The following is a 12,889-nucleotide window of genomic DNA, read 5'->3' on the forward strand; positions in this document are numbered from 1 at the left end:
GTCACAAGCGGCCCAAATGGTTTACCTGTTGGCGTACAACTAATAGCGGGCCCTGGTAAAGATCATTTGTTGCTCAGCGTAGCAAGAGCTTTTGCCAAGGCATTGCCTGACCCCGTTTTACGAGATCAGGCTTAAAAGTTTTAATCCAAAGTAATGTTTGCGGATTTAATTGCCTTGTTCCAATAAGGCAGCTCTTTTTTCACAAGAGCATCAGTGGCTGCAGGAGTGAGGTAACGCAACTCTACGCCAGCGGCATCCGCACGTTCTTTAATCTCAGGCAAGGCCAAACTCTTCTTTACAGAAGCCGTCAATTTATTCACGATTGGAGCCGGCGTACCAGCAGGCGCGAATAATGCCGCCCAAGACTCTAGTTGAAATGAGGGTAAGCCAGCTTCCGCCGTTGTAGGTACGTTCGGCGTGCCTGGATGACGGTTTTTACCTGTCACCGCAAGCCCTTTTAGCTTACCGCTTTGCACATGCTGCATGAGTGATGGTGGTGTACTGATAAATACCTGCACCTGACCAGCTAGTACGTCTTGAATTACTGGGCCGGATCCTTTGTAAGGAACGTGCGCCATGTCAACGCCAGTGGTTTGCTTAAACATCTCGGTACCAATATGCGATACAGAACCGTTGCCCTGGGAGGCGTAATTAAGTTTCCCTGGGTTAGCTTTTGCATACGCAATAAACTCTTTTAAATTATTCACTGGCACGGATGGATGAACAGCGATGACATTAGTAGAGACAGTTAATAACGCAATTGGTGAAAAATCTTTAATCGGATCCCAAGGAAGTTTATCCATTAAGGCTGGATTTCCTACGTGATAACCAGAATAAGAAATTAACAACGTGTAGCCATCAGGCTTGGCATTGGCAACATACTGATAAGCAATATTGCCACTAGCGCCAGGCTTGTTATCAACCACAACTGTCTGACCAATTACCCTGGATAAAGGCTCGCTTAATAGTCGCGCTGAGGTATCAACCAAACCACCTGGTGGATTAGGAGCTACCAAAGTAATGGGCTTATCTGGATAGGTTTGTGCGCTTAGGATTTGAGTGCACGCAGCAAAGGCAAAGCCAAAGCCAAAGCCAAAGCCAACTACTAGCTTATGCGAAAGGTGAAGTTTTTTCATTCAAGGCTCCTGTATATTTTTTTAGTTATTTGTAATTTATCTTTGCCCAACTTTAACGCTTCCAAATACAGCTTGCGCTTCTCTGGGTAGGCAGCGCCAATAACGCTCATTACCAACGACATTACCATCTAAAGCTGCGGCAGCTTCCCAGGCCCAACGTGGCTTATAAAGAAATGCTCTGGCCAATGCGATTAAATCTGCATCACCATGCTGCAAAATTTCTTCAGCCTGATGTGGGTCCGTAATTAATCCAACCGTCATAGTTGGCAAACCTGATTGGTCTTTCACAATCTTTGCAAAAGGAACCTGGTAGTTAGGTCCAATAGCTATTTTTTGCTTAGGAGATATACCGCCTGAAGATATATGAACAAAGTCGCATCCGAGAGGTTTTAACATTTGCGCAAATTGCGCAGTTTCTTCAGGGGTCCAGCCCCCTCTATCCAATCGCTTGCTGAAATTCGAATGCCCAAAACACCTTGATAGGCTTTGCGTACCGCTGCAAAGAGCTCAAGCGGAAAGCGAATGCGGTTTTCGAAGGAGTCGCCATATTCATCGGTTCTTTGATTGGCTATAGGCGATAAAAATTGATGCAATAAGTAGCCATGCGCTCCATGTAGCTCTATTCCATCAATACCAATTCGTTCAGTACGAATGGCTGCCGTAACAAATGCATCGATGATTCCCTGCAATTGGTCTTTGGTAAGTTCGTGTGGCAAGCGTTCACCGTCAAGCTGAGGAATGGCTGAAGGCGCTAAAGTTTCCCAACCGCCTTGTTCAGCCGGTAATAACTGTCCACCATCCCAAGGGGTTGCACTTGAAGCCTTGCGCCCTGCATGTGCCAATTGGATAAACACAGGTGTTGTAGGCGAAGGCGGCCTCAGTGCGGTCAATCCCATAAGCCTAAACAGGCGGGTTGTAATACGAGCCTCAGGGGTAACGCCTGTAGCCTCAATAATGAATAAAGCGGCCCCACCATTCAATAAATTACCCCAATGCATTAAATGCCAGTCAGTCGCCTCGCCATTATTTGCCGAATATTGGCACATTGTGGCAATCACAATGCGGTTTGCCAGCCCCAAGGGGTCACGCGGAGAATTGAGGGTATAGCTTGAAAAGAGGAGACTCATGAAATGCCTTAAAAGTCCCAAAAAGGGGTCAAAAATACGAAAAATACCGTTAAGCGATAGAATACTTAAAAAGCAGAATAAACGAGACAGCGAAGTCGTGCAGACCACTAGGTTGATCGGTTTTTTTTGACATTTATCGATACAAACCACTCAAATTAAGAGACTATGAACGCACCTCAAGCCTTTGAATCCAAAGAAGATATTGGCCACTACGTTGGCGGCGCTGTACTAAACCCAAAAGATGGACGCTTTGCGGATGTCTATAACCCAGCCAAAGGCACTGTACTGTAGCCCGTCGCGTTGCCCTAGCAAGCCGCAAGGATGTCGTTGCTGCTGTAGCTGTAGCTCAGAAGGCTTTTGAGAGCTGGAGCCAGACAAGCCCCCTACGTCGCGCTCGTATCATGTTCAAATATCTCGAATTGCTCAACGCTAACCGTGATGAGCTTGCCGCGATCATTACCGCTGAGCATGGCAAAGTATTTACTGGCGCACAAGGCGAAGTTACTCGAGGGATTGAAATCGTTGAATTTGCCACCGGCATTCCGGAATTGCTCAAAGGCGAGTACACAGAGCAAGTTTCAACTGACATTGACAACTGGGTTATGCGCCAGCCTTTAGGTGTAGTTGCAGGCATCACGCCATTTAACTTCCCCGTCATGGTTCCTATGTGGATGTTCCCAATGGCAATTGCCTGCGGCAATACCTTCATCCTCAAGCCCAGTCCTACCGACCCATCCGCATCATTGTTTATGGCCAAACTCTTAAAAGAAGCCGGTCTTCCGGATGGCGTATTTAATGTGGTGCAAGGCGATAAAGAAGCTGTTGATGCCTTGATTGAAAATCCAGACGTAAAAGCAATTAGCTTTGTTGGATCAACTCCTATTGCAAACTACATCTACGAACGTTGCGCCCATTTTGGCAAACGCTCGCAAGCATTGGGCGGCGCCAAGAATCACATGGTCATCATGCCTGATGCCGACATAGATAAAGCCATCGATGCTTTGGTGGGTGCCGCTTATCGTTCTGCCGGCGAGCGCTGCATGGCAATTTCAGTTGCAGTACTAGTAGGCGATGTTGCTGAAAAAATTATGCCAAAACTGATTGAGCGCACCAAAACACTCAAAGTAAAAAATGGCATGGAATTGGATGCTGAAATGGGCCCAATCGTTACAAATTACAAAGGCTGCTTTAGAGCGCATCACTGGTTACATTGATAACGGCGTTGCATCAGGAGCAAAACTCTTGGTTGATGGCCGCGGACTAAAAGTAAAAGTGCCTAGCTGTGAAAATGGATTCTTCTTGGGCGGCACCCTATTCGATGGCGTTACTCCAGATATGAAGATCTATCTCGAAGAAATCTTTGGACCAGCTCTGTCTTGCTTACGCGTTGCCAACTTTACTGAGGCTTTGAATCTCGTGAATTCTTGTGAATACGGCAATGGTGTTGCTTGCTTTACAAGTGACGGTAATATTGCCCGCGAGTTTGCTCGTCGCGTTCAAGTAGGCATGGTTGGTATTAACGTACCTATTCCTGTGCCAATGGCTTGGCACGGATTTGGCGGCTGGAAGAAATCACTCTTTGGCGATATGCATGCGTACGGTAAAGAAGGTGTTCGCTTCTATACCAAGCAGAAGAGCGTAATGCAGCGCTGGCCCGAGAGCATTGCTAAGGGCGCAGAGTTTGTGATACCAACCTCTAAGTAATATTGGCTTGATACAAAAATAGCGATCTACGGATCGCTATTTTTTGCCCTCCCGAAGAGGTATTGATACAAGGGGCCCTATTGAAGGGTATTTTTTAGCGCCGGCATCATGGGCATCGCCATCACTTCAATACCCTCATCCTGAAGCGCTTCTGCCTCATCCAAAGTAGTTTGACCGCGGATACTTCTTTCCGGGGATTCTTTGTAATGAATTTTTCTAGCTTCTTCAGCAAATGCAGTGCCAACATCTTCTGATTTGCCCATCAAGTCACGCATACCTTTGAGAAAAGCAGCCTGAACCTGAGCCTCTAGTTGAGAATGGTCATTGCCTGTAAGTGCAACAACATCACCGCTGATGCTGCCCATATCCGCCTTAGAAACAGTCAGCTCGGTAGAGCTGCTAGATTTTGCAATATGTGGCGCTGACGGCATGCGCGTGATTTCAGTACTGTCACATACTGGGCAAGCAAGCATTCCGCTATCTTGTTGATCAAGACAGTCCTGCTCTGAGGCAAACCATCCCTCAAAACGATGATCTAGAGGGCAAGCGAGGTTATAAACTTTCATAAAACGTATATATGTGGGCAAAATCATTAAATTCAATAGCCCTATTTTAATCGGGATTAACCTTCACCTATTTAATTGGGGTTGGCGCCACCAATCCACGACGATAGCGGTCCAACCAATAGGCGGATATCGTGGTTTTTACGTCGGTAATCTCACCCTCTTCGACCCAGGATATTAGCCGCTCAAGTGGGGCCGCAAATACGTCTAAAAACTCTTCATCATCCAGATGACTTTTTCCGGGAACCAAGTCTTCAGCCAAGTAGATATCAATTAACTCTGTTGAATATGAAATTACAGGATGAATGCGACGTATATAGCTCCACTTTTCAGTGGTATAGCCAGTCTCCTCCTCGAGCTCACGTTGGGCACACAACAAATGATCCTCACCAACCTCTAACTTTCCTGCGGGTATCTCAATGCATGCCTTAGCGATTGGATAGCGATATTGGCGCTCTAAAAGAACCCTGCCATCATCTAAGATTGCGACAATAGCAACGGCTCCGGGATGCGTTAAATACTCTCGCGTGGCTTCTTGTCCATCAGGCAATGAAACTGTATCGCGCTTCATGTGTAAAAAGATGCCGCCGTAAATATCTTCTCCAGAGATACGCTCTTCTCTTAAGTGCTGGTCACCCGCCGGCAAATCTTCAAATGTTTTTTCAGCCATCAAATATCTCTTTAAAAGTAGGATGATTTATCTTATAAAAAATAAGTGTCATTACGATGTCACAAATAATAAAGACTCCACTTAGGAGCCTTTATATACTGTTACCGCAGTCCTTAGGAACCTAGTAATGTGCGACGCATTGCATCCAAGCATAGACTCATTAAGCCGGCGGGAACAATGCCAATCACCAGAACCAGAATGCTGTTTAGGCCTAGGATGCCTTTAGCAAAACCCGATCCAGAAACAGTGATCTCGTGTTCAGGCTCATCAAAATACATGACCTTCACAACACGAAGATAGTAGAAAGCGCCAATCAAGGATGCAATCACTGCAATGATTGCCAAGAAGGTATGCTCCGCATCAACTAAAGCCTCAAGTACACCTAATTTAGCTGCAAATCCAACTGTCGGCGGAATACCAGCCAATGAGAACATCATCACCAAGCCGATAAATGCAAACCAGGGGTGCTTCTTATTAAGGCCTTTTAAGCCATCCAGCGTTTCACAGTCATAACCCTTGCGAGATAAAACCATCAATAAACCGAACGTACCTAATGTTGTCAAAACATAGGTGATCGCATAGAACATGGATGCGCTAAATGCGTGATCATCAAATACCGACAACATACCCAGTAAAACAAAGCCCATTTGCGCGATAGCTGAATAGGCCAACATACGCTTCACATTGGTTTGCGCAATCGCAGTAACGTTACCAACCACTAGAGATAACAAAGCCAGCAATACCAACATTGGTTGCCAATCACCCATCAATGGCAACAAAGTATTTACGAGCAGACGGAATAACAAGGCAAAAGCAGCCAGCTTAGGTGCGGCAGCAATCATCAAAGTAACAGCTGTAGGGGCGCCTTGATAGACGTCTGGCACCCACATATGGAAAGGTACGACACCTAGCTTAAACGCTAAGCCAGCAACAATAAATACCAAACCAAATGCCATTACCAAGTGATTTACACGTGGATCAGCAACTGTTTTGAATATCTCAATCAGATCAAGCGAGCCAGTGACGCCATAAAGCATAGACACGCCGTACAACAAGAAACCGGATGCCAAAGCGCCAAGGATGAAATACTTAATACCCGCTTCTACGCTCTTTTCGCTGCTATGGCGCATCGCAACCAAGGCATATGTTGGCAATGCCATCAATTCAAGGCCAAGGTACAAAGTTAAGAGGTTGGCACCTGAAATTAAAACAAACTGACCAAGCAGAGCAAGCAAAGCCAGAACAATAAAGTCTGGACGGAATAATGCGCGATCCATGAGATATTGCTTGGAGTAAATCAAGCCAATCAATACCGCCAAGCAAGAGCAAGCTTTCAATAAATTGGAGAATGGGTCTGACTGAAATAAGCCATTCATCGCTACTAGAGAGCCGTCACCCATGCGCCCAATGAAGGCGAGCGCAAGATAGGCCAGCAGAATGATCGAGAAAAAATATACAAATCCAACGCCGCGAGGGGTATGGAATATATCTTGTTCAACGCCAGGAGTGGATACCACTCTCTCGCGCACATAAACACTAACCACCAATAATAGGCAGGTAGCAACTAGTAAAACGAGTTCCGGCAGGATGGCGTATAGGTCGAATGCTTGCATTTGCTTTTACTCAGAGTTTGCTAACAGCAACGTGCTGTAGCAGATTAATCACAGCAGGATGAATGATGTCGGTAAATGGTTTCGGATAAACACCCATTCCCATCACGCAAACTGACAACACCACCATCATGAAATATTCGCGAGCATTGAGATCTTTGAGAACCTCAACATGCTTATTTGTTACGGCGCCGAAAAACACGCGCTTTACCATCCACAAGGAATACGCCGCGCCAAGTATCAGCGCTGTGGCTGCCAGGACACCGATAAAGAAATCGTAGTCAACTGCCGCCAAGATCACCATAAACTCGCCAACGAAACCAGAAGTGGCAGGCAGGCCGCAATTAGCCATGGCCATCAATACTGCAAATGCGGCAAATGCAGGCATGCGATGAACCACGCCGCCGTAATCTGCAATTTGACGTGTATGCATGCGGTCATACAAGACGCCAATAGACAAGAACATTGCGCCGGCAACAAAGCCGTGTGAAATCATCTGCACAATGCCGCCCTCTATGCCCAATGGACTAAAGAGGAAAAAGCCGAGTGTTACAAATCCCATATGTGCTACTGATGAATAAGCTACAAGCTTTTTCATATCTTTTTGCACTAAAGCTACCGCGCCAACATAAATAACGGCAACAAGCGATAAGAAGATAACAAACGGGCCTAAATACTGGCTAGCATCTGGGGCAATAGGTAATGAGAAACGCAAGAATCCATAGGCACCCAGCTTGAGCATGATTGCAGCCAAAACCACAGAGCCGCCTGTCGGCGCTTCAACGTGCACATCAGGCAACCATGTATGCAATGGCCACATTGGCACCTTTACAGCAAACGCCATAAAGAATGCGGCGAACAATAGGATTTGCTCAACGATATCAAGTCGTGCGTTCTGCCAAGCCAAAATATCGAAGGTATTTGTAACGTTATACAAATACAACATAGCAACCAGTGTTAGCAATGAACCTAACAAGGTGTACAGGAAGAACTTAAATGCGGCGTAGATACGGTTATGACCACCCCATACACCAATAATGATGTACATCGGGATCAATGTAGCCTCGAAGAATACGTAGAACAACAAGGCATCTAGCGCGCAAAATACGCCGATCATCAATCCAGAGAGAATCATGAAAGAAGCCATGTACTGCGAAACCTTGGTATCAATAACCTCCCAAGCTGCAATCACAACAATTATGTTGATGAAAGCGGTAAGGACGATAAACCAAACAGAGATTCCGTCGATGCCTAGATAGTAGTTAATATCGTAGCGCGGAATCCAACTTACCTTCTCAACAAACTGCATGCCAGCATTGGCAATATCAAAATTGATTACCAATGGAAGCGTGGCAATAAAACCAAGAACAGCACCAACAAGCGCTAACCAGCGAACGCCGGCAGATGGTTTCTCAGACCCATAAAACAGAATAATGAGTCCAAAGAGAATCGGAGTCCAAATTGCGTAAGAAAGAATCATAGTGGCTACTTAAGTAACAAAGGCCTAGCGAACAAAAGGCAGGTAAGCATACAAAACCCAAGCCAGCAAAATCGCCAAGCCAGCAATCATTGCAAATGCGTAGTGATAGAGATAACCGGATTGCAAATGGCGAATAGCTCCAGCAAAGCGACCTACAGAGTACGCACTGCCGTTAACAAAGAATCCATCGATAACCTTTTGATCACCACGATGCCATAAGAAGCTGCCAATCCAGATGAGCCCCTTTGCAAATACTGCTTGATTTAATTCATCAAGGTAGTACTTGTTATCAAATAATTTCTTGATTGGCGCAAAAGTCTCTGCAACCTTTGCTGGCAATTTAGGTGCCCATAGATAACCAACTGCAGCAGTTAATACACCAAGAACGACCAACAGCAATACCGGTGATGTGAACGCATGAATCGCCGTTGCTACAGGACCGTGGAACTCATCTTCCAACTCTTTCATGACTGGGTGACGAGCCAGATCAATAAAGATGGAATCGCCAAAGTATGTACCGAACAACAATGGTGAGATTGTGTAGAAACCAATGATGACTGAAGGAATAACCAAAAGGATTAAAGGCAATGTCACCACGAATGGGGATTCGTGCGGCTTTTGACCTGGAGCCAATCCATGATGGTCGTGGGCATGTGAGTCAGCATGACCCCAGCGCGCTTTTCCGTGGAATACATAGAAGTAGAGACGGAAGGAATACAAAGCAGTTACAAATACACTGGCCATCACGGCAAAGTAGGCAAATCCAGAACCTGGAATATGGCTTGCAGCAACAGCTTCGATGATGGAATCTTTTGAATAGAAACCTGAAAAGAATGGCGTTCCAACTAGCGCCAAATTACCAAGCAGCATCATGAGGCAGGTAACTGGCATATATTTCCAGAGGCCGCCCATCTTACGCGTATCTTGCTCGTGGTGCATACCCAAAATTACGCTACCTGCAGCTAGGAACAACAGAGCTTTAAAGAATGCATGGGTCATCAAATGGAAAATTGCTACTGGGTAAGCAGAAACACCCAATGCAACAGTCATATAACCCAACTGGGACAAGGTTGAGTAAGCAACTACACGCTTGATATCGTTCTGGACGATGCCAAGGAACCCCATAAAGAGCGCAGTAATAGAGCCGATAACCAAGATAAAGCTCAACGCCGCATCTGAAAGCTCAAACAGTGGAGACATGCGTGACACCATAAAGATGCCTGCGGTAACCATCGTTGCAGCGTGAATCAATGCAGAAATCGGTGTTGGACCTTCCATCGAGTCAGGCAACCAAACGTGAAGCGGAAACTGTGCAGACTTACCCATTGCGCCAATGAACAAGCAAATGCAGGCAACCGTCATGAGGTTCCAGCTTGTGCCAGGCAATGTTTGTGCTGCTAAAGCAGAGTTCTGCGCAAAGATCACGTCATATTGCATTGAACCAGTGCTGGCAAGCAAAATACCAATGCCCAGAATGAAGCCAAAGTCACCGACGCGGTTAACTAGGAAAGCCTTCATATTGGCAAATACCGCAGATTGACGTTCAAAGTAAAAGCCAATCAGCAAATAAGAAACTACACCCACCGCTTCCCAGCCAAAGAAAAGCTGCAAGAGGTTGTTGCTCATTACGAGCATCAGCATGGCAAAAGTAAAGAGTGAGATGTATGAGAAGAAGCGGTTATAGCCCTCTTCCCCATGCATATAGCCAATGGTGTAGATGTGAACCATCAATGACACGAAGGTCACAACACACATCATGGTTGCCGTTAACGGATCAATTAGAAAGCCAATATCCAAATTGAGTTCGCCCAACTGCATCCAGCGATAAACGGTTCCGTTGAAATAGAAGCCATCCATTACCTGAACAAGAACATTGCATGACAAAACAAAAGCAATCGTGACACCCAAGATAGTCACAAATTGACTGGCGCCATGTCCAATGCGGTTACCGCCTAATTTGGTGCCAAAAAAGCCAGCAATCATTGAGCCAACTAATGGCGCCAACGGAATTGCACAGAGAACAGGGATATTTAAGGTCAATTGCATGACTAGCCTTTTAGGTGGTCAAGATCTTCGGCATTAATGGTGTCTACCTTACGGAAGAGCACAACCAAAATTGCCAAACCGATAGCTGCCTCAGCAGCTGCCACAGTCAAAATAAAGAATACGAATACTTGACCTGCCATATCACCCAAATAATGAGAGAAGGCAACAAAGTTCATGTTTACCGACAAGAGCATCAACTCAATTGCCATGAGCAGAACGATGACATTCTTACGATTTAAGAAAATACCAATCACACTGGTGGCGAACAAAATAGCACCAAGCACTAAATAATGGGCGAGAGTAATATTCATTCTTTCTCTCCTCTTGTATCTTGCTTTGCAGCCATATCTGAACCCATCTTCACAATGCGCATACGATCTGCAGCAACCACATTTACTTGCTCATGGATATTCTGAGATTTTGAGTCTTTCCGATTGCGCAATGTCAAGGCAACAGCAGCAATGATGGCCACCAACAAGATCACACCAGCCACCTCAAAGGCATAAACATAGTCTACAAAGATCAACATGCCCAAAGCTTGAGTATTGTTTGCCATTACCTCTTCCGGCATTGGTTGAACTGGTGCGTTGGTACCAATAAAGCTACGAATGATGACGATGGATAACTCCAACACAATCACTGCGCCCATTAAAAATGCAACAGGTAAGAATTTTTTGAAATCTCGACGTAGATGCTCTAAATCCAACATCATCACAACGAATAAGAAGAGAACCATTACAGCGCCGACATAAACCAAAATTAAGGCCAGACTCAAGAATTCTGCTTTAAGGAGCATCCAGATACCAGATGCACAGAAAAAAGCCCATACGAGGAACAGTGCAGCGTGCACTGGGTTACGTGCTGTAATCACGCGCAATGCTGAAATCACCAGTAAACCAGCGAAACCGTAAAAGAAAACTGCGAATAATGTAGATGGATCGAATGTCATACTAGTTAAGCTCGATTCGATTAACGATAAGGTGCATCAACTGCACGGTTAGCGGCGATGTCTTTTTCATACTTGTCGCCGACTGCCAAGAGCATTTCTTTAGTGAAGTACAAATCGCCGCGTTTGTCGCCGAAATACTCAAAAATATTAGTTTCTACAATCGCATCAACCGGGCATGCCTCTTCGCAAAAGCCGCAGAAAATACATTTAGTCAGATCAATGTCGTAGCGACTAGTACGACGTGTTCCGTCATCACGTTCTGCTGTTTCAATTGTGATGGCATACGCTGGACATACTGCCTCGCACAATTTACAGCCAATGCAACGCTCTTCGCCATTTTCATAACGACGTAGCGCATGCAATCCACGGAAACGATTAGACAAAGGAGTCTTTTCGTCAGGGTATTGAACAGTAATTTTTGGTTTAAAGAGATAGCGACCTGTAATAGACATACCAGTCAAAATATCTTTAAGCATCAAGCTATCGAGGAATTGGGAAATTTTCTTAAACATGATTGATCAACTTATTTCCAAATATTCCATGGGGATATAACCCATGCGCCGATAACAACCACCCAGAATACGGAGATGGGGATAAAGATCTTCCAGCCCAAACGCATGATTTGGTCATAGCGATAACGCGGCAATGTGGCACGCAACCAAATAACGCATGACAAAAGGAAGAAGGTTTTGCCAAACAGCCAGAAGAAACCTGGAATATCGCGCAAGATAGGCAAATCAACAATTGGTAGCCAACCGCCCAAGAACATGATTGACGCTACAGCAGCAATCAAAATCATATTGGCGTATTCAGCTAGGAAGAACATCGCAAAAGACATGCCTGAGTACTCAACCATGTGTCCAGCAACAATCTCAGACTCACCTTCAACCACGTCAAATGGGTGACGGTTTGTTTCAGCTACACCGGAGATGAAATAGATCAAGAACATTGGCAGCAATGGGAGCCAGTTCCATGACAAGAAATTCAAGCCCATTCCTGCAAAGAAGCCCTGCTCTTGCGAGGCAACGATAGCGCTTAAATTCAAAGATCCAGAAGTCAGCAGTACAGTAACCAATGCAAAGCCCATAGCAATCTCATAGGAGATCATCTGAGCTGAAGCGCGCATTGCGCCAAGGAATGGGTATTTAGAGTTTGAAGACCAACCAGCCAAAATCACGCCATAAACGCCAATAGATGAAATGGCCATGATGTAAAGAAGTCCGGCATTGACATCAGCTAAAACCATCTTGGCTTGGAAAGGTATCACCGCCCACGCTGCAAACGCAGGCATGATCACCATGATTGGGGCAATGAAATAGAGTACTTTGCTAGCTTGAGCTGGAGAAATGATCTCCTTCATCAAGAGCTTTAAGGCGTCTGCAATTGGCTGCAACAAACCCAATGGGCCTACGCGATTTGGCCCAAGGCGAATGTGCATCCAGCCGATTAACTTTCTTTCCCACAGGGTTAAGTAAGCTACGCAACCAAACATTGGCAATACGATGATGACGATACGCACCAATGCCCAAACCAATGGCCATAAAGAACCAAAAATGGCTTCGCCTTGGGTGGTAATGAGGTTCAAGAAATTATCCATCTCGTAC

Annotated in this window: 10 protein-coding genes and 2 pseudogenes; 1 reads left to right on the plus strand and 11 read right to left on the minus strand. The window is 45.5% G+C overall.

Annotation, left to right across the window (positions count from 1 at the left end; genetic code table 11):
* Window positions 1–140: 140 nt before the first annotated feature.
* Window positions 141–1,136, minus strand: a complete 996-nt coding sequence (locus tag DXE27_RS08260) for a Bug family tripartite tricarboxylate transporter substrate binding protein (protein ID WP_231969753.1) — start codon at window positions 1,134–1,136, stop codon at window positions 141–143.
* A 36-nt stretch (window positions 1,137–1,172) separates the two neighbouring features.
* Window positions 1,173–2,263 (minus strand): annotated as a pseudogene (locus DXE27_RS08265) (NADH:flavin oxidoreductase/NADH oxidase).
* A 165-nt stretch (window positions 2,264–2,428) separates the two neighbouring features.
* On the opposite strand from DXE27_RS08265, the pseudogene DXE27_RS08270 reads away from it, so the two are divergent.
* Window positions 2,429–3,967 (plus strand): annotated as a pseudogene (locus tag DXE27_RS08270) (CoA-acylating methylmalonate-semialdehyde dehydrogenase).
* A 77-nt stretch (window positions 3,968–4,044) separates the two neighbouring features.
* Here DXE27_RS08270 and DXE27_RS08275 read toward each other — a convergent pair.
* From DXE27_RS08275 to nuoH, 9 genes are all read right to left on the minus strand, one after another.
* Window positions 4,045–4,533: a DUF1178 family protein gene (locus tag DXE27_RS08275; protein ID WP_128113584.1), complete on the minus strand. Its 489-nt coding sequence runs from the start codon at window positions 4,531–4,533 to the stop codon at window positions 4,045–4,047.
* 67 nt (window positions 4,534–4,600) lie between these two features.
* Window positions 4,601–5,200, minus strand: a complete 600-nt coding sequence (locus DXE27_RS08280; RefSeq protein WP_128113585.1) for an NUDIX domain-containing protein — start codon at window positions 5,198–5,200, stop codon at window positions 4,601–4,603.
* A 113-nt stretch (window positions 5,201–5,313) separates the two neighbouring features.
* On the minus strand, window positions 5,314–6,813 hold the full coding sequence (gene nuoN, locus DXE27_RS08285; protein WP_128113586.1) for an NADH-quinone oxidoreductase subunit NuoN: 1,500 nt from the start codon (window positions 6,811–6,813) through the stop codon (window positions 5,314–5,316).
* Between the two features lie 10 nt (window positions 6,814–6,823).
* On the minus strand, window positions 6,824–8,290 hold the full coding sequence (locus DXE27_RS08290; RefSeq protein WP_128113587.1) for an NADH-quinone oxidoreductase subunit M: 1,467 nt from the start codon (window positions 8,288–8,290) through the stop codon (window positions 6,824–6,826).
* A gap of 24 nt (window positions 8,291–8,314) precedes the next feature.
* Window positions 8,315–10,336, minus strand: coding sequence for an NADH-quinone oxidoreductase subunit L (nuoL, locus tag DXE27_RS08295; protein ID WP_128113588.1), 2,022 nt, complete (start codon window positions 10,334–10,336; stop codon window positions 8,315–8,317).
* Between the two features lie 2 nt (window positions 10,337–10,338).
* A complete protein-coding gene (gene nuoK / locus DXE27_RS08300; RefSeq protein WP_128113589.1) occupies window positions 10,339–10,647 on the minus strand; it encodes an NADH-quinone oxidoreductase subunit NuoK in 309 nt (102 codons plus the stop codon).
* Window positions 10,644–11,285 carry an NADH-quinone oxidoreductase subunit J gene (locus DXE27_RS08305; protein WP_128113590.1) on the minus strand — a complete coding sequence of 214 codons (642 nt, stop codon included), beginning with the start codon at window positions 11,283–11,285 and terminating at the stop codon, window positions 10,644–10,646. The genes nuoK and DXE27_RS08305 overlap by 4 nt, the downstream gene beginning before the upstream one ends.
* A gap of 20 nt (window positions 11,286–11,305) precedes the next feature.
* Window positions 11,306–11,797 (minus strand): NADH-quinone oxidoreductase subunit NuoI, encoded by a 492-nt coding sequence (nuoI, locus tag DXE27_RS08310; protein ID WP_128113591.1) that lies wholly within the window; start codon window positions 11,795–11,797, stop codon window positions 11,306–11,308.
* Window positions 11,798–11,808: 11 nt separating this feature from the next.
* On the minus strand, window positions 11,809–12,882 hold the full coding sequence (gene nuoH, locus DXE27_RS08315; RefSeq protein WP_128113592.1) for an NADH-quinone oxidoreductase subunit NuoH: 1,074 nt from the start codon (window positions 12,880–12,882) through the stop codon (window positions 11,809–11,811).
* Between the last annotated feature and the right edge of the window lie 7 nt (window positions 12,883–12,889).

It is taken from the genome of Polynucleobacter necessarius (genome assembly GCF_900096755.1).
Taxonomy (GTDB): Bacteria; Pseudomonadota; Gammaproteobacteria; order Burkholderiales; family Burkholderiaceae; genus Polynucleobacter; species Polynucleobacter necessarius_K.